This is a genomic window from Edaphobacter lichenicola (assembly GCF_014201315.1).
GTDB lineage: Bacteria > Acidobacteriota > Terriglobia > Terriglobales > Acidobacteriaceae > Edaphobacter > Edaphobacter lichenicola_B.
Genome location: NZ_JACHDY010000003.1, coordinates 95,139 through 113,514 on the forward strand (window position 1 = coordinate 95,139; position 18,376 = coordinate 113,514).

Annotated in this window: 16 protein-coding genes; 6 read left to right on the plus strand and 10 right to left on the minus strand. The window is 62.4% G+C overall.

All coding sequences use genetic code 11. The features are described 5' to 3' along the window. Positions 1-79: 79 nt before the first annotated feature. Positions 80-1,183 carry an alkene reductase gene (locus HDF09_RS11665; RefSeq protein WP_183766409.1) on the minus strand — a complete coding sequence of 368 codons (1,104 nt, stop codon included), beginning with the start codon at positions 1,181-1,183 and terminating at the stop codon, positions 80-82. 254 nt (positions 1,184-1,437) lie between these two features. Here HDF09_RS11665 and aroC point away from each other — a divergent pair, with 254 nt between their 5' ends. The 4 genes from aroC to HDF09_RS11685 all read left to right on the plus strand — a co-directional run bounded on the left by aroC (position 1,438) and on the right by HDF09_RS11685 (position 5,694). Then, positions 1,438-2,649 (plus strand): chorismate synthase, encoded by a 1,212-nt coding sequence (aroC, locus tag HDF09_RS11670; RefSeq protein WP_183766411.1) that lies wholly within the window; start codon positions 1,438-1,440, stop codon positions 2,647-2,649. Beyond that, complete coding sequence (gene def / locus HDF09_RS11675) at positions 2,650-3,189, plus strand: peptide deformylase (protein WP_183766413.1); 540 nt, start codon at positions 2,650-2,652, stop codon at positions 3,187-3,189. A gap of 214 nt (positions 3,190-3,403) precedes the next feature. Further along, on the plus strand, positions 3,404-4,336 hold the full coding sequence (fmt, locus tag HDF09_RS11680) for a methionyl-tRNA formyltransferase (protein WP_183766415.1): 933 nt from the start codon (positions 3,404-3,406) through the stop codon (positions 4,334-4,336). Continuing rightward, positions 4,333-5,694, plus strand: coding sequence for a transcription antitermination factor NusB (locus HDF09_RS11685; RefSeq protein WP_183766417.1), 1,362 nt, complete (start codon positions 4,333-4,335; stop codon positions 5,692-5,694). The genes fmt and HDF09_RS11685 overlap by 4 nt, the downstream gene beginning before the upstream one ends. A 158-nt stretch (positions 5,695-5,852) precedes the next feature. On the opposite strand, the gene HDF09_RS11690 is transcribed toward HDF09_RS11685, so the two are convergent. From HDF09_RS11690 to aroB, 8 genes are all read right to left on the minus strand, one after another. After that, positions 5,853-6,692 carry a PASTA domain-containing protein gene (locus HDF09_RS11690; protein ID WP_183766419.1) on the minus strand — a complete coding sequence of 280 codons (840 nt, stop codon included), beginning with the start codon at positions 6,690-6,692 and terminating at the stop codon, positions 5,853-5,855. Between the two features lie 228 nt (positions 6,693-6,920). After that, positions 6,921-9,242, minus strand: a complete 2,322-nt coding sequence (locus HDF09_RS11695) for a TonB-dependent receptor (protein WP_183766421.1) — start codon at positions 9,240-9,242, stop codon at positions 6,921-6,923. A 109-nt stretch (positions 9,243-9,351) separates the two neighbouring features. Beyond that, the gene (locus HDF09_RS11700) at positions 9,352-9,735 is read right to left on the minus strand and encodes a hypothetical protein (protein ID WP_183766423.1); all 384 of its coding nucleotides are present in this window, start codon (positions 9,733-9,735) and stop codon (positions 9,352-9,354) included. A gap of 160 nt (positions 9,736-9,895) precedes the next feature. Next, positions 9,896-11,350, minus strand: coding sequence for a cation diffusion facilitator family transporter (locus HDF09_RS11705; RefSeq protein ID WP_183766426.1), 1,455 nt, complete (start codon positions 11,348-11,350; stop codon positions 9,896-9,898). Beyond that, on the minus strand, positions 11,347-12,729 hold the full coding sequence (locus HDF09_RS11710) for an MFS transporter (RefSeq protein WP_183766428.1): 1,383 nt from the start codon (positions 12,727-12,729) through the stop codon (positions 11,347-11,349). The genes HDF09_RS11705 and HDF09_RS11710 overlap by 4 nt, the downstream gene beginning before the upstream one ends. 100 nt (positions 12,730-12,829) lie before the next feature. Next, entirely contained in the window at positions 12,830-13,603 is a 774-nt protein-coding gene (ubiE, locus tag HDF09_RS11715; RefSeq protein WP_183766430.1) for a bifunctional demethylmenaquinone methyltransferase/2-methoxy-6-polyprenyl-1,4-benzoquinol methylase UbiE, read from the minus strand. Then, on the minus strand, positions 13,593-14,018 hold the full coding sequence (locus tag HDF09_RS11720) for a hypothetical protein (RefSeq protein ID WP_183766432.1): 426 nt from the start codon (positions 14,016-14,018) through the stop codon (positions 13,593-13,595). Before HDF09_RS11720 ends, ubiE begins: the two co-directional genes overlap by 11 nt. A gap of 95 nt (positions 14,019-14,113) precedes the next feature. Next, positions 14,114-15,235, minus strand: coding sequence for a 3-dehydroquinate synthase (aroB, locus tag HDF09_RS11725; RefSeq protein ID WP_183766434.1), 1,122 nt, complete (start codon positions 15,233-15,235; stop codon positions 14,114-14,116). Between the two features lie 253 nt (positions 15,236-15,488). Between aroB and nadB the strand changes: the two genes are divergently transcribed. Together nadB and HDF09_RS11735 are read left to right on the plus strand one after the other, a co-directional pair. Further along, complete coding sequence (nadB, locus tag HDF09_RS11730) at positions 15,489-17,060, plus strand: L-aspartate oxidase (protein WP_183766436.1); 1,572 nt, start codon at positions 15,489-15,491, stop codon at positions 17,058-17,060. A gap of 47 nt (positions 17,061-17,107) precedes the next feature. Then, positions 17,108-17,359, plus strand: coding sequence for a hypothetical protein (locus tag HDF09_RS11735; RefSeq protein WP_183766438.1), 252 nt, complete (start codon positions 17,108-17,110; stop codon positions 17,357-17,359). Positions 17,360-17,415: 56 nt separating this feature from the next. On the opposite strand, the gene HDF09_RS11740 is transcribed toward HDF09_RS11735, so the two are convergent. Then, positions 17,416-17,961 carry a PepSY domain-containing protein gene (locus HDF09_RS11740; RefSeq protein WP_183766440.1) on the minus strand — a complete coding sequence of 182 codons (546 nt, stop codon included), beginning with the start codon at positions 17,959-17,961 and terminating at the stop codon, positions 17,416-17,418. Between the last annotated feature and the right edge of the window lie 415 nt (positions 17,962-18,376).

Consider the following 18,376-nt stretch of genomic DNA (forward strand, 5'->3'; position numbering starts at 1 on the left):
AGGCAGGTTGTTTTGCGGTATGGATTTCGTAATGAATGAGAGATCTTTCGTGTGGGATGTGAGATTGTGCCGTGATGGGTTACTCATAGAGCGGATAGTCGGTGTAGCCGAGGGCGTCGAAGGTGTAGAAGGTGTCGCGCTGGTAGGGGTTGAGGGGGAGGGACTGCTGGATGCGCTTTGGCAGGTCGGGGTTGGCGATGAAGTGACGCCCGAAGGCTACGAGGTCGGCGTCGCCGGATTCGACGATCTGTTCGGCGGAGTCGGGTTCGAAGCCACCTGCGGCGATGATTTTGTTGTTGAAGATCTTTCTGATTTGCGCGGCTGCGATGGGTTTTTGACCTTCGTTGATGACGATGTTTCCTTTGACCCTGGGCTCGAGAACGTGGAGGTAGGCGAGGTCGAAGCGGTTGAGCTGCTGGGCGACGTAGGTGAAGAGGGCTTCGGTGTCGGAGTTGGACATGCCGTTGAAGGAGCCGCCGGGGCCGATGCGGACGCCGGTGCGGTCGCCTCCCCAGACCGAGGTGATGGCTTCGACGACTTCGAGGAGGAAGCGGGAGCGATTTTCGATGGAGCCGCCGTATTGGTCGGTGCGGTGGTTGCTGCCGTCCTGGAGGAACTGGTCGACGAGGTAACCGTTGGCGGCGTGGAGCTCGACGCCATCGAAGCCTGCGGCTTTGGCTCGTTGGGCGGCGTGGCGGTAGTCTTCGACGATGAGGGGGATCTCGTCGAGGTTGAGGGCGCGGGGAGGTGTGGTGGGGAGCCAGCCGGTGGGGGTGGAGGCGACGCCCTCGAAGGGAATGGCGGAGGGTGCGACGGGAGCGCCGCCGCCGTTGACGCTGGAGTGCGAAGCGCGGCCGGTGTGCCAGAGCTGGAGGAAGAGGAGGCCGCCTTTGGCGTGGACGGCGTCGACGATCTTCTTCCAGCCTTCGACCTGCTGGTCGGTGAAGATGCCGGGAGCGCCGTACCAGCCGCGGGCGTTGAGGGAGATGCTGGTGGCTTCGGTGATGATGAGGCCGCCGTCGGAGGCGCGCTGGGAGTAGTACTCGGCCATGAGGTCGTTGGGGATTTGGCCGGGCTCGGTGGAGCGGGAGCGGGTGAGGGGGGCCATGACGATGCGGTGTTTGAGAGAGAAGGGGCCTAGTTGCAGGGGGGAGAAGAGAGCTTGGGTGGTTGCGGTGGTCATGTGTCTCCTGTGTCGGGTGGGCGTGTGGATCCCGAGGGTGCTGCCGATGTGTGAACTGCGGAGCGCTTGAGAATTAGAGTGGGCGAAGTGCCTCGGGGATTCATTGTAGGGCGATAAGGCGATAAATCGGTGGGAGTGCGGGATGGGGCGGCGGGTTTGCGTGGAGAGGGTGCGGCTCGCGCGCGCGGAGAAGGGTCGGGCTCGGTTGTTACAATTTAGGTTTGCGGCGTTGTTTTCGAAGGGATTGATACGGGATGTTGCGATTTTCTACGGCGGGAGAGAGCCACGGGGAGAGCCTGGTAGCGATGGTGAGTGGGATGCCTGCGGGTGTGGCTGTGGATCAGGAGTTTGTTGATCGTGAGCTGTGGCGGCGGCAGAAGGGATATGGACGCGGTGGGAGGATGCGGATTGAAAAAGATACCGCGCATATTCTGAGCGGGGTGCGGCATGGGAAGACGATCGGGTCGCCGATTGCGATGGTGCTGGCGAATAACGATTGGAAGAACTGGACTGAGATTCTGCCTGTGGAGGCGGGAGATGCTACGAAGCATAAGGCTGTTGCTTCGCCGCGGCCTGGGCATGCGGATCTGGCGGGGAGTTTGAAGTATGACTTTCCGGATGCGCGGTATGTGCTGGAGCGGGCGAGTGCGCGGGAGAGTGCGGCTAGGGTGGCGGCGGGTGCGATTGCGAAGTTGTTGCTGAGGGCTTTGGGGGTTGAGGTTGCGAGCCATGTGATTCGCGTGGGGAAGGCGGAGCTTGGGCGGGCGGCGACTTGGGAGGAGATTGCGGCGCTGCAGTTGAAGGAGGAGGTTTTGTTGAACTGCGTGGATGCTGAAGCTGAAGCTGCGATGAAGGCTGAGGTGGATGCGGTGTTGCGGACGGGAGATACGGTGGGTGGGGTTTTTGAGGTGGTGGTGCATGGGCTGCCGCCGGGGGTGGGGACGCATGCGAACTGGGATGAGCGGATGGATGGGCTGCTGGCGCAGGCGGTGATGAGTCTGCAGGCGGTGAAGGCGGTGGAGCTGGGGCGGGGAGTGACGGCGGCGGAGTCGGTGGGGTCGGCGGTGCATGATGCGATTGGGTATGAGAAGGAGCAGGGTGTAGGGGGTAGGGAGCAGGGTGTAGGAAAGGCGGTGCGGTTTACTGGGTTTACTCGGGAGCAGAATAATGCTGGGGGGATTGAAGGCGGGATCTCGAATGGCGAGGATGTGGTGGTGCGGGGGTATTTGAAGCCGATTTCGACGTTGAGGCGGCCGCTGGGGTCGGTGAGTTTTGAGACGCGGGAGCCGGTGAAGGCTGCGTATGAGCGGAGCGATGTTTGTGTGGTTCCGGCGGCTGGTGTTGCGGCGGAGGCGATGGTTGCGCTGACGGTGGCGCGGCTGGTGGTGGAGAAGTTTGGTGGGGACTCGCTGCGTGAGATGCAGCGAAATTTCAATGGCTATTGTGAGCAGATTCGAGCGTATTGAGTGACGACAAAGGCGAGCGAGAAGAAGACGAAGATTCATGAGGTGGTGAAGTGGCCGGATCCGGTGTTGGCGAAGCCGGGTGAGACGGTGACGGTGTTTGACGCGAAGCTGAAGAAGCTGACTGAGGAGATGTTCGAGAGCATGTATGCGGCGCAGGGGATTGGGCTGGCGGCGCCGCAGATTGCGATCTCGCAGCGGATTACGGTGATCGATGTGAGCTTCAAGAAGAATCCGGAGGAGAAGATTGTGCTGATTAATCCGGAGATTATTGAGCGTGAGGGCAAGCAGGTGGAGGAGGAGGGGTGCCTGAGTCTGCCGGAGATTCGGGAGAAGGTTTCGCGGGCGGAGTGGGTGAAGGTGAAGGCGCAGGATGTGACGGGGAAGTGGTTTGAGATTGAGGGGACGGAGTTGCTGGCACGTGCGATGCAGCATGAGATTGATCATCTGGATGGTGTGCTGTTTATTGATCGGCTGAGTCGGCTGAAGCGGGATCTGGTGATTCGGAAGATTAAGAAGCTGATTAAAAACGGTGAGTGGTAATGGTGTCCTGCCGGACGGTCCCGCTGCGCGCGGGGCGCCCACTTCGTGGGGCGTATACCTTGTCTGGGTGGGATGAGCTGCTTGGGTCCTCGCGATGCTCGGGCCGACCAGCGGGAGGACTTACGCGGATCACGGTGCCTTGACCGGTATACGCGTCACGAAGTGACCGCCCTCCGCGCAGGAGGCTCGTCCGGCAGGACAGAGGGTTATCAAAATGAGATTAGTTTTTTGTGGCACGCCGGAGTTCGCAGTACCTACGCTCGAGGCCGTGATTGCGGCTGGGCATGAGATTGCGCTGGTGGTGACGCAGCCGGACCGTGCGGCGGGGCGCGGGCTGGAGGTGCATGTGCCTCCCGTAAAGCAGGCGGCGTTGCAGCATGGCTTATCGGTGGTGCAGCCGGAGAAGATCAAGAACAACCTTGAGTTGCGCGGGCGGCTGGAAGAGATTAAGCCTGATGCGATTCTTGTTGTCGCGTATGGAAGGATCATTCCGCAGTGGATGCTGGAGCTGCCGCGGTTTGGGAATATCAATCTGCACGGATCGTTACTTCCTAAATACCGAGGTGCTGCTCCCATTCAGTGGGCAGTGGCTTGCGGCGAGTTGGTGACGGGCGTTACGACGATGCGGTTGGATGCGGGGCTCGATACGGGCGATATGCTGCTGGCGGCGGTGTGCCCGGTGGGGTTGGAGGAGACGGCGGTGGATGTGTACGGGTGTCTCGCCCCGTTGGGCGCGGAGTTGATGGTGGAGACGCTGAAGAGGCTGGAGGCAGGAACGATCTGTCCCGAGGTGCAGAACCACTCGCTGGCTACGCTGGCTCCGATTTTGAAGCGTGAGGATGGGCTGGTGGATTTTTCTCGCTCGGCGAAGCAGATTTACGACCGTTGGCGAGGGTTTCAACCTTGGCCGGGGGCGCACACGACGCTGCGGGGGAAGAAGCTGATTGTGTCGAAGATGAGGATTGGCGGAGCGCGTTCGGTTGCTGTGGGGGAGTTGCTGGTGGATGGGGAACAGATGTTAGTTGGGTGCGCGGGTGGGACGGTGGCGGAGTTGCTGGAGGTGCAGATGGAAGGGAAGAAGCGGATGAGTGCGGCGGAGTTTTTGCGGGGGTATCAGGTGAAGAGTGGCGAACGGTTGGGGATATGAAGAAGCAGGGTGTAGGGCCCAGGGGGCAGGGAGTAGAAGGGGCGGCGAAGGCGGTGGTTGCGCGGAAGAGGCCGGTGTCGGCTGGGCCTACGGCCTCGGTGGAGGCTGCGGTTGCGAAGATAACGCCCGCTCGGCTGGCTGCGTTTGAGATCTTGAAGCTGGTGGGGGAGAACAAGGGGCATAGCGATGAGTTGTTGCATTCGGCGCGGGTGGATGGGTTGTCGCCTGAGGATCGGAATCTGACGACGGCTCTGGTGATGGGTGTGCTGCGATGGCAGATTGCTCTGGATGCGCGGGTACGCGGGTTGTTGCAGAGGCCGGAGCAGAGGCTGGCGGAGCCGGTGGCGATTGCGCTGCGGATGGGGGCGTTTCAGTTGTTGCATCTGGAGCGGATTCCGGCGCATGCGGCGCTGAGTGAGAGTGTGGAGCTGTGCAGGGCGGCGGGGGAGCCACATGCGACGGGGATGGTGAATGCCGTGCTGCGGAAGTTGGCGGCGGCGCAAAAGCCGGGAGTGAGAATACATGAGTCGGTTGCGGCGTTTGCGGAGAGGCTGGGGCATCCGCGATGGCTGGTGGAGCGATGGGTGGCGGCGTATGGGCGGGATGCGGCGTTGAAGATCTGTGAGGCGGATCAGCAGGAGCCGGTTGAGGGTGGGATGTTCGTGGAGCGGGGTGGGGATTGGCCGGTGATGGATGATGGGTCGCGGCTGGTGGGGGAGATTGCTGCGGCGGCTGTGCCGGGGGCGAAGAGAGTTTGGGATTGTTGTGCTGCTCCGGGTGGGAAGACGCTGGTTCTGGCGAAGCGGTTGGGCGGGGCGGAGGGCGGACCTGAGATCCTGGCGAGCGATGTGAGTGCGAAGCGGCTGGCACAGACGGAGGCGAGGCTGCGGCGGTATGCGTATGCGGAGCGGGTTGGGTTTGCGGTTGCCGATGCAGCGGAGGCTAAGGGTGTTGCGGGGGAGTTTGATTTGATTTTGTGCGATGTGCCTTGCTCGGGGACCGGGACGATGGCGGGGAATCCGGAGATTCGGCATCGGTTGAAGGTGGAGGAGTTTGCTCGGCAGGCGGAGAGGCAGAGAGCGATTTTGAAGGGGGCGCTGAAGCGGTTGGGGCCGGGTGGGAGGTTGGTTTATTCGACTTGCTCGCTGGAGGCGGAGGAGTGTGAGGTGGTGGTGGATGCGGTTGTTGGTGCGGGTGGAGTGGTGCGGGTGCCGGTGGATGGGGTGATGGCGGAGCTTGCTGAGCGTGGGGTTTTGAGTGGGGAGATGGGTTCGGCTGTGCGGGATGGGGCGCTGCGGACGCTGCCTGGAGTGCATGGGGGCGATGGGTTTTATGCGGTGATTCTGGAGCGGGCTTAGGACAACAGCAACGACATCAGCAACCGCAACGACAACCGCAACGACAAAGGCTTGCTGGGGAGAGGAGTACGTTCCCACCCATCGCGATGAGGCTGCGATGGATGGGGCACCCGATGGCTTTGGGCTGGTTGGGATTTCAAGAACAGGCAACAGGAGGATTAGTCGGTGAGGGTGATGTGGACTGGGTCGCCTTTGACTACGCGGTGGCCGGCGGGTGGGGTTTGCGCGATGACGGTGCCGATGGAGGAGACGGTGTGGGCGATGGGCTCGGTGAAGGCTGGGGTGGTGGCGCTGGGTGGGGATTGCGGCGTGAGTGGGGCGGCTTCTGTTGAGGCTGAGTTGAGGTTTAGGTCTTCGGCGCTGGCGATGTGGAGGCCGGCGGATGCTGCTCTTGCTGCGGCGGCGGCGAGGGTGAGGCCGGCGAGGGAGGGCATGACGAAGGCTTCGGCGGAGTTTGCGCTCACGGGGTCGCTGAGGAGGAGGCTGACGCGAGGGCGATCGACGCCGATGGCGTTGGGGGTGGGGGTTTGGGCGATGACGACGCCGGGTTCGCCGGGGGCGGCGATGTGGGAGACGGCGCCGAGTTCGAGGCCGAGGCGGCGGATGTTGATGGTTGCGGTGCGCTCGGTTTGGCCGAGGAGGTCGGGGATGGCGACTTGCTGGGCGCCGAGGCTTTCGGTGACGCGGACGGGCCACTCGCGACGGACGGTGAGGCCGGGGGCGGGGGATTGGGCGAGGACGCGGCCGGGTGGGGTGTTGGGGGAGTAAAAGCGGTTTTCGAGGCTGAGGACGAGGCCGAGGGAGCTGGTTTTTTTGCTGGCTTCGGAGAGGGTGAGACTGGTGAGGTCGGGGACTTTGACCTCGTGGCCGTGGATGGCGAGGCGCATGGTGATGAAGGCGGAGACGAGCGCGACGGTGAGCATCGCAAGGGCGCCCAGAACGATGTTGAAGAAGCGGTTGATGCTTCGGGTGACTTTTCTGGGGATGCGGGGCTTCATGCGTTTTCTGAGTATATCTGTCCTGCCGGACGGGCCTCCTGCGCGGAGGGCGCCCACTTCGTGGGGCGTATACCTTTTTTTGGTGGGATGAGCGGCTGGGGTCCTCGCGATGCTCGGGCCGACCAGCGGGAGGACCTTGGCTGATGACGGTGCCTCGACCGGTACACGCGTCACGAAGTGACCGCCTCCCGCGCAGGGAGCCCGTCCGGCAGGACATATCTTCTCTTCTCAGTATTTGAAGCGGTAGCGTAGTTCGGCGAAGATCTCGCGGGGGTCGTTGTAGTGGAAGCCGCCGAAGGTGAGGCTGTTGTCGAGCAGGACGCGGCGATTGGCTACGTTGGTTGCGGTGACGGAGGCGGATAGTTTTTCGTTGAAGGTTTTGCCGATGGAGAGGTCGAAGGTGGTGTGCTCGGGGAGGTAGGGATTGGGGTAGCGTGGGTCGGCAGGTGGGCCGTCGGGATTGAAGCCGCCGTTGACGAAGCCGGAGCCGTAGTAGAGGTTGGTGGACGCGGTGGTTCGCCAGGGGAGGGTGGCGTTGAAGCCCACGTTGAGGGTGTCGCGCTGGTCGTGGTCGACGGGGGTGTAGTTGGGGTCGACGTCGCACTCGGCTGAGGTGGGAGGAGAGCAGATGAGGCCGCCGGTGATGGCTCCGCGCTGCTCGGCGATCTGGTTGGAGTAGGCGAGGTGGGCCTGGCCGAAGTTCCAGAGGCGCGGGCTGCGGAGGCTTAGCTCCCAGGCGCGGACGAGGGCGCCGTCGACGGTGACGGGGAAGTAGATGCTGGAGTCGCCGATGTTGGAGTGATCGAGGAAGTTGTTGATGCGGGTCTTGAAGGTGTCGGCGTCGAGGAGCCAGCCGCGGAGGGGGATTTGGACGCCGAACTGATGCTCTTCGTCGCGCTCGCCGTGGAGTGGGGCGAAGCTGGTTCCTGTGCTGAGGGCGAAGTTTTGCAGGCTGCAGGTTCCGGCGGCGATGGCTGCGGTGGTGCAGCCGAAGGTGAGTAAAGGTGGCGGTTGGTAGAAGCGGCCGTAGAAGCCGCGGAAGACCCAGTTGAGTTTGGGGATGCGGAGGGCCACGCCGAAGCGTGGGGCGATTACGTTCTCGGTGAACTCGGCTTGAAAGTGAGTTTGGCGGAGGCCGGCGATGAGGGTGAGCCAGGAGGTGGGTTTGTAGTTGTCGGAGAGGTAGGCTTCGATGACTCCGCCTGAGGCTGAGTCTGGCGTGCGGAAGGCGGGTGTGTTGGTGCCGTCGTTGAAGATGGCGCCAAAGAGGTAGTTGTCGTGCTGGCCGAAGGAGTAGAAGCCGGCCTGAATGGTGTTGCGGGCTACTTCAGTGGTGATGTTGGCTTGTGCTCCGGCGTAGGTGGAGCTGCGGTCGGAGGTGGTGGCTACGGGGATGTCGCTGGGGTTGGATTCGTAGTCGGCGCGGTTGTAGTGGAAGAAGGGTGAGACTTGCAGGACCGTCGCGGGGTTGAAGGTGTGAAGCCAGGAGAAGGCGACGGTGCCGTCGAGCTCGTGCTGGCCGTCGCGGAGGCCGCTCGATTGGAACTGCTGGTTGCCGGGGCTGTTGGGGTCGGGGTCGTAGGGGATCTGGAAGTAGTCGGCGCGGAGCTGGGTGATGAGGCGGAGCTGGTCTTTGGGCGTGCGGTTGTAGAGGAGGGATGCGAAGCCGCCGTAGCCGTTGGCGGCGTCGTGAATGACGACTCCGGTGGGTGGGGAGAGGCCGTAGTCGCTGCGGTTGCCGGTGAGGCTGGCGTAGTAGGCGAACTTTTCGGTGTGGTTGCCGAAGTTGAGCTGGTCGTTGGTTTGGAGGAAGCTGCCTGCGCTGAGGATGAGCTCGGCCTGGCGGTTGCGCTCGAAGCCGGTGCGGGGGACGACGTTGAAGACGCCGTAGGTGCGGTCGCCTACGTCGGAGGTGTAGCTGCCGCGCTGGACTTCGATGTAGTCGATGTCTTTGGGGTCGATCTGCGCGCCGAGGTTGGAGGCGATGTTGGTGTTGGGGATCTGGACGCCGTCGAGGAGCCAGGAGACTTGATGGCCGCCGCGCATATGGAGCATGTCGTGGGTGATGTAGGCGCCGGGGACGTAGTCGGTGATCATGGCCATGCTGTTGGTGCGGTCGGCCCCCGGGGTTTGGGCGATGTCGTCGCGGCTGATGAGGGTGGTGGGGGTTACGGTGTTGACGTTGGCGGTGTTGAGGTCGGTGGTGACGTTGGTGGTTTGTTCGATGGTGCCGATTTGGAGCTCGATGTGGAGGACGGGTGCGGTGTCGGAGGCTAGCGTGATGGATTGCTTTGCGGTGTCGAAGCCGGGTTGCGAGATGGTGATGGTGTAGTCGCCGAGGGGGAGAGAGGGGATGGTGAAAGAGCCGTCCTGCGCGGTGGTGGAGGATCGGGTGAAGGCGGAGTTGGCGGCGTGGAGCTCGATGCGGGCGTTGGCGATGGGGCGGTGCTGCGGGTCGTGGACGACTCCGTGGAGCTGGCTGAAGATGGTGGCTCGGGCGGTGATGGCGCTGACGAGCGACAGGAGACAGAGTAGTGCAAGCTTGCGCATGGGGCTTCGGACTTCCCTCGTCAGAGACGCTGACGGAGTTGGAGCTGCGGAATGGACGGCAGTGCTCCCGTTTTGTTGCGGGAGGTGGGTTGGCTGCTGGTCGGGTCGCTTAGAGGGAGAAGGAGGGAGGGCCGCGTTTTTGGCGGGAGCGATCGAGAGCCACGCGGGCGCGGGCTTCGGTCTGGGTCTTTAGGGAGGGGTGGCTGACGATCCCGGCGAAGAGGAGGGATGCAGCGTTGCAGGAGAGATCTCCGTGCTGGATCTGAGTGACGGCCGCTGGGTAGGAGGGGCACTTCTGCGGGATCGTCGAGACGTTGATGCCGGAGGAGTCCGGCTGCTGCATGTTCTCCATGCAGTGATGCGCGCCGTTCCGTCTGCAGCAGGCCGGGAGATTCGCCTGGCTGCTGGCGGTAAGGGCCAGTAGGGGCGAGATCAGCGGCGAACTGAAGAGGAGAAGTAACGTGATGCTGATGAGGCGTCGCACGGTTTTCATTGTAGCGGAGGTTTGTTGGCGGGATGTCACTGAGTGTTGGGTGCGATGGCAAAGTGCGACGACTAAGACAAAGGCGAAATACGGGGATCCTTCGCTGCGCTCAGGATGACGACTTCCACACCTTGATGACGACTGCCGTACCGCCTTATGGATCGCGCTGTCAGCGGCGGTTGTCGGTGGCGGGCTCGGGGTGGATGAGGAGGCGGGAGACCTCGGGGCAGTCTAGTTTGAAGGCGTTCTCGAGGGCGGTGATGATCTCGTGGACCTTCGACATGGGGAGATCGTCGGGGAGGGTGCAGTGGCAGTTGACCTGGATGCGGTCGGCTCCGTTGTTGTGGGCGCGGGTGACGAAGACCTCGTGGATGTCGAGGATCTCGGGGAAGGCCTGGGCGGCACGGCGGAGACGGACTTCGAGCTGGCGGTCGCGCTCGAGGGAGGCGGGACGCTCGATGGTGGCGGGTTCGCTTTCGATGTGGGTGAGGATGGTGGAGATCTCGGGGATCTCGCGGCGGATGTCGGACTCGAGTTGGGTGACGAGGGCGTGGGCGGCGCTGAGAGACATCTTCTCGTCGACTTCGAGGTGCTGTTCGACATGGAGTTCCTGGTTGTACTCCTGCACGGCGACGTCGTGGATGGCGAGGTTGGAGCGGGCGGCTACGGCGCGGATGCGGTCGTGGAGGCTTTCGGCGGTGGAGGCGGTGGGGATGGAGTGGACGACGACGTCGGCGCCGGGGAGGTGACGGCGGACGGCGGCGGTGGCGGCCATGGTGATCTGCTCGGAGCGTTGGAAGGTGAGGTTGCGGGGTAGGCCGAGGGTGAGGTCGGCGAAGTAGTTGGGGCCGGCGCGGCGGGTGCGGATGCGGTCGACGGAGAGGACGCCGTCGATGGCGGCGATGTCGCGGGTCATGTCGCGGGCCTGGGAGCGTGTTTCGATGGGGGTGGCGTCGGTGAGGGCGTCGATGGTGCGGCGGGCGAGATTCCAGGTGACGTGGAGGATGATGCCGGAGACGATGATGGCGGCGATGGGGTCGGCTAGTTCGAGTTGAGGGATCTGGAAGCGCTGGCCGATGTAGCTGGCGGCGAGGCCGAGGAGGACGGCGATGGAGGACCAGATGTCGGTGCGGAAGTGGATGGCGTCGGCTTCGAGGGCTTCACTTTTTGTTTCGTCTGCGATTTTTTGGAGCTTGCCGGAGCGGGTGTAGTCGACGGTGATGGAGAGCAGGAGGACGAGAAAGGGCCAGATGGAGAAGTTGAGGGCGAGGTGCTGGCGGTGGGCGATGCGGCGGACGGCTTCGGTGAGGATCCAGACGCAGGAGCCGAGCATGAGGACGGACTCGATGGCGGCGGAGAGGCTTTCGATCTTGCCATGGCCGTAGGTGTGGTCGGCGTCGGCGGGGCGGTCGGAGACCTGGACGGAGAAGAGGGTGATGGCGGCGGCGATGAGATCGATGCCGGAGTGGGCGGCCTCGGAGAGCATGCCGAGGGAGCCGGTGAGGAGGCCGGTGAGGAGCTTGAGGAGGGTGACGGCGAAGGCGGCGAGGACGGAGAAGAGCGCGGCGGAGCGCTTGGCGCTGTGTGGGGTGGCGGCTTGTTCGGGCTGGGCCGTGGTGCTCATTGAGAAGATGGTACAGGGTTTTCGGGGCTGAGGGTTGGGCTTCGGAGGCGCGTTTCGGCGCGGAGATAGAACATGATGAGGGCGCCGAGGAGCATGGGGATGCTCATAAGGAGGAGGCCGCGTTGATAGTCGCCGGTGAGATCTTTTGCGAAGCCTACGAAGTAAGGGCCGAGAAAGCCGCCGATCATTCCGATCATATTGAGGGTGGCTATACCGGCGGCTGCGGATCGCCCCTGAAAGAAGCTGCCGGGGAGAGACCAGAGAGGGCCCTGCATCGCGTTGTAGGCGATGATAACTGTGCCTATGGAGATGATTACGTTGATTGGATTTGTTGAGAGACCGCAGGCGAAGAAGCCGACGGAGATGAGGAAGGCCCACGGGATGATGTGCATGTAGCGAGGATAGTTGCTGTGTGGCGTTCGACGCTGGACGCGGTCAGAGTAGATGCCGTTGAGGAGCATGGCGGCTGCTCCGAGAAGACTGAGCGCAGCGACGAGGTAGCCGACCTTTGACGTGCTGAGGTGGGTTGCTCGCTGGATGACGTCGGGAGCGACAAAGGTGTAGGCGTAAGAGGAGCCGAGCATCAACATCATAAAGAGGCCGAGCTGCCAGACGCGTGGATCGAGGAGGGCTGCGCTGAGATTGTGGCTGCGCTGGCCGCTTAGAGAGGGGTCGTTGTGGACGTGGTGGATGATCCACGCGCGCTCGTCTTCGGTGAGCCACTTGGCCTGCTGGGGACCGTCGGGGAGCAGGTAGAGGAAGGCGATGCCTAGCAGGATGGGAGGGATGCCTTCGACGAGGAAGAGCCATTGCCAGCCGCGGAGGCCGAGGTTCCCGTCGAGATTGAGGAGTGCGCCGGCGATGAGGCCCATGAAGACGAAGCTGAGCGGCAGGGAGATGTAGAAGCGGCTGATGGCGCGGGCGCGGAGTTCCTGCGGGAACCACTGCGTGAGATAGAAGATGACTCCGGGAAAGAATCCGGCTTCGGCGACACCGAGGAAGAAGCGCGCGGTGTAGAACTGCCAGGGGGTGCGGACGAAGAGCATGGCCATGGCGAGGATTCCCCAGGTGACCATGATGCGGGCGAGCCAGCGACGTGCTCCGAAGCGGTAGAGGAGGAGGTTTGAGGGGATCTCGCAGGCGGCGTAGCTGAGAAAGAAGAGGCCGGCGCCGAAGCCATAGACTGTGGAGCTGAAGTGGAGGTCGCGGTTCATCTGGAGGGAGGCGAAGCTGATGTTGACGCGGTCCATGTAGGCTGCGCCGTAGCCGAGGGCGATGAGGGGGATGAGGCGCTGGGTGGCTTTGCGCATGGCGGATGCGCCGATGGCTGCGCTGGCTGCGGTCGAGTCATTGAGGACCGGGGTGGAGGGCGCGGCCATCTGGATGCCACCTCTGGGAGCAAGGAGTTGCAGTGGATCGTTGAAGCTGAGGGAACGATATCACTGCCGGGGCGGAGAGGCGTGGGGTGCGCGGCGGTGTTCAGGGTTTGGTGGCGTGGTAGAGGCCGACGACGCCGAAGGTGTAGCTGGTCCAGGTGGCGTCGGTGAAGCCTGCGGCTTTGAGGAGTTGGAGCATGCGGGGGGGGCGGGGGAAGCGCTCGACTGAGGCGTTGAGGTAGCTGTAGGCGCGTTCGTTGCCGGTGATGAGGCCGCCAAGACGGGGCAGGATGGACTTGAAGTAGATGTTGTAGAGGGCGCCGGTGAGGCCTTCGGGCTGGTTGCACTCGAGGATGCCGAGCTGGCCGCCGGGGCGCAGGACGCGGAGGATCTCGGTGAGGCCTTCGTGGTAGTTGGCGAGGTTGCGGAAGCCGAAGGCGGAGGTGACGAGGTCGACGGAGGCGTCGGCTATGGGGAGATGGAGGGCGTCGGCTTCGATGGGGACGACGTTGTGGGAGCCGAACTTTTTTATGCCTAGTGAGAGCATCTGGTGGGAGAAGTCTACGGCGAGGATGGGCGCGGCTCCGGGGGTGGTGGGGCGGTGTTTGAGGAGGGCCATGGTCATGTCGCCGGTGCCGCAGCAGAGGTCGAGGGTGACGGCTTCGGGATGCTGGAGGATGGGGCGGAAGAGGCGGGCGGTGCGGGTCCACCAGGAGTGGTCGATGCCGGCGGAGAGGAGGTGGTTGGCGCGGTCGTAGGCGGGGGCGATGGTGTCGAACATCTGCTGGACGTTCGCTGCTGCGGCTTGCTCGGTGGTGATGCCGGCGGGGCGGGCTCCGGTGGAGCGTTCGTGTTCGGGTTTGGTTTCAGAAGTCATTATTGTTGAAATCTTTGTTCGAGCCAGGGCTCTTTGTTTGAAAGGCGGTGGAATGGCCGGGGAAAAGCATGTTCCTGGATAGGAAAAAGACGCACAGTTCCAACCAAATTCCCACAAAAAAAAGAACTGGTTTCACCTTTTCGACATGCTCGCAAACGATGGTCAGAGCGAAGCCGTGAAGCATAAGTAGTGTGAATGTAAAAATCCAGAAAGATCTACTTTTCCAAAGCGTGCGGCTGTCTGTGACGAAGTACCAGAAGACGAAGAGAATCGAAACTACGGTGTAGAGCCATTGGAATAATGTGTTCCGGCTCACGCCGGCTACGGAAATGGCAACCACTACGCCTATGAGGGCCGCGCTAATTCCGAAATACCACATCAGATCTTTAGGGCGTTTGTAGAGAGGTGTTCGCATAATGGCATCCGTCGAAATTGTTTACTGCTGCGGCAACTTGATCTTGTTATGAAGGTCTTCAATGGTATTCGGTTATGTAGGTGGTTTTAGGACGCTCAGGTTCCAGTACGCATGAGAGTGAGCATGGATTGCGTCGCGGCTAGGAGTTCGGGTTCGGTTACGTCGTGGACTATCTCTACTTTGCCGATGGCGGTGGGGAGGACGAAGGAGCGGATGCCGCTGCGGTTTTTCTTGTCGCGTGCGGTGAGGGCTACTAGTTCTTCGGCGGTGGCTTTGAAGGTGGGGAGTGGGCCGTAGCGGAGGATCAGGTTTACGATGCGGTTGGCATCTTTTTCGACGATGGTGTTGCGAGCTACAGCGAGGCTGAGGGCGGCGATGGAGCCCCAGGCCACGGCTTCGCCGTGGAGGAGCTGCTTGTAGCTGGTGGCGGCTTCGATGGCGTGGCCGATGGTGTGGCCGAAGTTGAGGATCATGCGGAGGCCGGACTCTTTTTCGTCCTGGCTGACTACTTCGGCTTTGACTCGGACGGAGGCGGCTACTACTTTGGCCAGGGCTGCGGTGTCGGCGTTTCGTTTTGCGGGGGCGCTTGCGCTCAGGATGGCTTCGGCGTTTTGTTCCATGTAGCGGAAGAGCCTGGCGTCGTAGATGACGCCGGCTTTGATGGACTCCTGGAGGCCGGCGCGGAGTTCGGCGGGGGGGAGGGTGCGGAGGAGGTCGGTGTCGGCGAAGACGGCTTGCGGATGGTGGAAGCTGCCGATGAGGTTTTTGCCTGCAGCAAGGTTGACGCCGGTCTTGCCGCCGATGGAGGAGTCAACTTGCGCTAGGAGGGTGGTGGGGATTTGGACGTAGCGAATGCCGCGCATGTAGATGGCGGCGAGGAAGCCGGTGATGTCGCCGATGACGCCGCCACCGAAGGCGAGGAGGAGAGCGTCGCGGTCGGCTCCTGCGGTGGAGAGTTGCTGGGCGAGGGATTCGACGCTGGCCATGCGCTTGTGGCGCTCGCCTGCGGGGTGGAAGAGGACGGTGGGGGGTTCTTTGAAGCTGGCGAGGAAGGGCTTGGACCAGAGGGCCCAGATGTTGGGCGAGGTGATGATGAAGGGGCGGAAGGGGCGGCCGGGGTTTAGTTTGCGGAGGCGGGGGTGGAGGGTGGGGAGGAGGTTTGGGGCTATGGTGACGTTGTAGGTTGCGGAGGGCGTGTTGATGGGGATTACGGGCACGGTTTCTTCATCGTATCGTACCTGTTCTTTTTGAAAGACAGGCGTCCTGCCGGACGGGCCCACTTCGCGTGGGGCGGTCACTTCGTGACTTGTATACCCCTTCGGTTGGCGCTCCCGTTGGTCGCGGGTTTGGATCTCGTGCCGACCAACGGGAGGACCACGCGAAGCTTTAAAAAGGCGTGCGAACGCCCGCCCTCCGCGCAGGAGGCCCGTCCGGCAGGACCTATCCTTTCAACTCCGGTAGCATTGAAGGATGGAACGGTTCGACTTTTTGGTGATTGGGGCAGGGATTGCAGGGCTGAGTGCGGCGATTCGGTTGGCGGAGACGAGCACGGTACTGGTGGTGACCAAGGAAGAGCTGGCGGAGTCGAATACAGCTTATGCGCAGGGTGGAATCGCGGTGGCGATGGGGGGCGAGGAGGATGTCGCACTGCATCTGGAGGACACGATGGCGGCTGGGGATGGGCTGGTGAATCGTGAGGCTGCGGCAGTGTTGGTGACCGAGGGGCCGAAGCGGGTGGAGGAGCTGCTGGAGTGGGGGACGGCGTTCGATCGCTATCCGAAGGGCAAGGAGGGGGTAGAGGGCGAGTTGATGCGGACGCGCGAGGGGGCGCATAGCCTGTCGCGGATATTGCATGCGAATGGAGATGCGACGGGGAAGGAGATTGCGGTGTCGCTGCTGCGGCATGTGCGGGAGGCTGGGGACCGTGGGGGGAGGATCGAGTTGATGGAGTGGGCTACGAGTGTGGATCTGCTGGTGGAGGGTGGGCGCGTGGTGGGGGCTACGCTGCTGGATGGTGAGGGTGGGCTGAGGGTGGTTCGGGCTGGGGCTGTGCTGCTGGCCAGTGGTGGGGCGGGGCAGGTTTATAGCGACACGACGAATCCTGCGGTGGCTACCGGGGATGGGATTGCGATGGCTTACCGGGCGGGTGCGGCGGTGAGCGATATGGAGTTTTATCAGTTTCATCCGACGGCGTTCAGTGAGGCGGGGGCCCCGCGGTTTTTGCTGAGTGAGGCGCTGCGGGGCGAGGGCGCTACCCTGGTGAATGCGAAGGGGGAGCGGTTTATGGAGCGGTATCATCCGCTGCTGGAGCTTGCTCCGCGGGATGTGGTGGCGCGGGCGATTACGCGGGAGGGGATGGATGGGGCGGTTTATCTGGATATGCGGCATGTGAAGGTCGACTTGCATGCGCGATTTCCGGGGATCTCGAAGTTTCTGGCGAAGTATCGGCTGGAGTTGGGGAGGGATCTGATTCCGGTGCGGCCGGCGGCGCACTATCTGATGGGTGGGGTGAAGACGGATGTGCAGGGAAGGACGACGCTGCCAAGGTTGTATGCGGCGGGCGAGGCGGCGTGCACGGGGGTGCATGGAGCGAATCGGCTGGCGAGCAACTCGCTGCTGGAGGGGCTGGTGTTTGGGGCGCTGGCTGCGGAGACGATGGTTGCGGAGAGGTCGTTGACGGAGCTTGATGCGTGTGCTTCGGTGGTGGCTTCTAGTGGGGGTGTGACGCCGGAGGCTGCGACGGAGAGATGGATCAAGGAGCTGCGCGATCTGATGTGGAAGTACGCTGGCCTGCTGCGGGATAAGGATGGTTTGGAGCAGGCTAAGCGCGGGTTGGATGCGCTGGGCGCGGCTATGCCGAAGGGGCTGACTCGGCGGGCGGTGGAGGCGAGGAATCTGCACGTGGTGGCGGAGCTGATTGTGGCGTCGGCTCTGGGGCGCGAGGAGAGCCGGGGAGCACATTTTCGGAACGATTTTCCGCTGCGGGATGAGGTTGCGAAGCACTCGGTGATGCAGGAGGGGAGGCTTGAGTTTGTTGCTTGAGATGGGGCTGGTTTGGGGACGCATTCGGAGTGGGCGGAGGTTCCGGCTTGAGTCGTGATCGGGGTCTTCAGGGATTGGTTACATCGATTGTGGGGGCGATGTTGTGCTTTTGCGTGGCGGCGATGGCGATCTACTGCAAGGTTGCGGATGTCAGGGCGAATGGATTCTTCCATAGTGGCCCGGCCGCTCTGGCAGCGGCTATGGCTGGGCTGTTTGGGGGCGGGATCGTCGCGGTGATGGTGTTGGTGTTTCTGCTGCGGTGGGGGAGTGACCGCGAACGACAGGAGTTGGAGCCGTGAGGGGGCAGCGACTTTGGAGCTCTTCGGTAGAAGCGGGATCGTGATTAAAGGATTAATTAAAGGATGGTCAGGAGAATGGGAAGGATGACGCCGGCGATCAGGATGGTCGTGATGAGAGCTCTGTTGCGGATGTACTTGTAGGACATGTAGATGCCTGAGATGGTCGAAACAAACAGACCGATGGAGACCAGGAGAAAGAAGATCTTCAGGGGTAGTGCGTTGTGTGGCTTAGGGGCGGGCGTGTCCGATGATTGGGGCGATGGGCTTTGTGCCGGCTGTGGGGTGGTTGTGGCGGCGGATTGAGATTTGTCCGGCTGCTTATCGGAGCTCTTATTTGAGGGCTTGTCTGTTGATCTGTCTGGGGACCTGTCGGGCGGCGGGAGTTTTCTTACGGGGACGGCGGTGGTTTGCTTCTTATGAATCTGTCCGAGGATGACGGCCCAGCCGGGTGGTTTGTAGCTGCTGCCGCGCGTGGTTTCGTGGAGGCTGAAGGTCTGGAGCGCTCCGGTAAAGGCGAAGAAGAGCAGGGCAGGTGCGATGAAGACACCAAGATAGAGGTGGACGAGCCGGGTGTACTTCAGGAGGGTGTGCGAAGAGGACATTAAGTCTTTTTTACACAATGAATTGATATACGACAAGTTCGGTCTTATTTGGAGGGCGGCTTTTGGGCGAGTCTGTGTTTTGTTCGGTCGATTTGCCAGGGCGGAGGAGATCTGATCGCGTGGTGAGGGGATTGTTGGTGAAAAAAAGCGGGCCGCCAGACTTCGACGGCCCGTAGTGTGCCTTGAGCGAACGTTTGTTTTGTCGTCAGAAAATCCAGGTTGCCGTCGCAAGTTTGCGGCGGAGGACCTTGACGGCTCCAAGTAGTGCAAGTGGCACGCCAAAGGGTGTCGTTCGCTGAAGATTTTGTGAAAGCGGACTTTTGCGGAATTTTGGGAGGGAGTTTTCTGAACTCTGCAGAACGAAGCTGGATTGAAGACGGATTTAAACTTTATGAATTAATAAGAGGCTTCGACC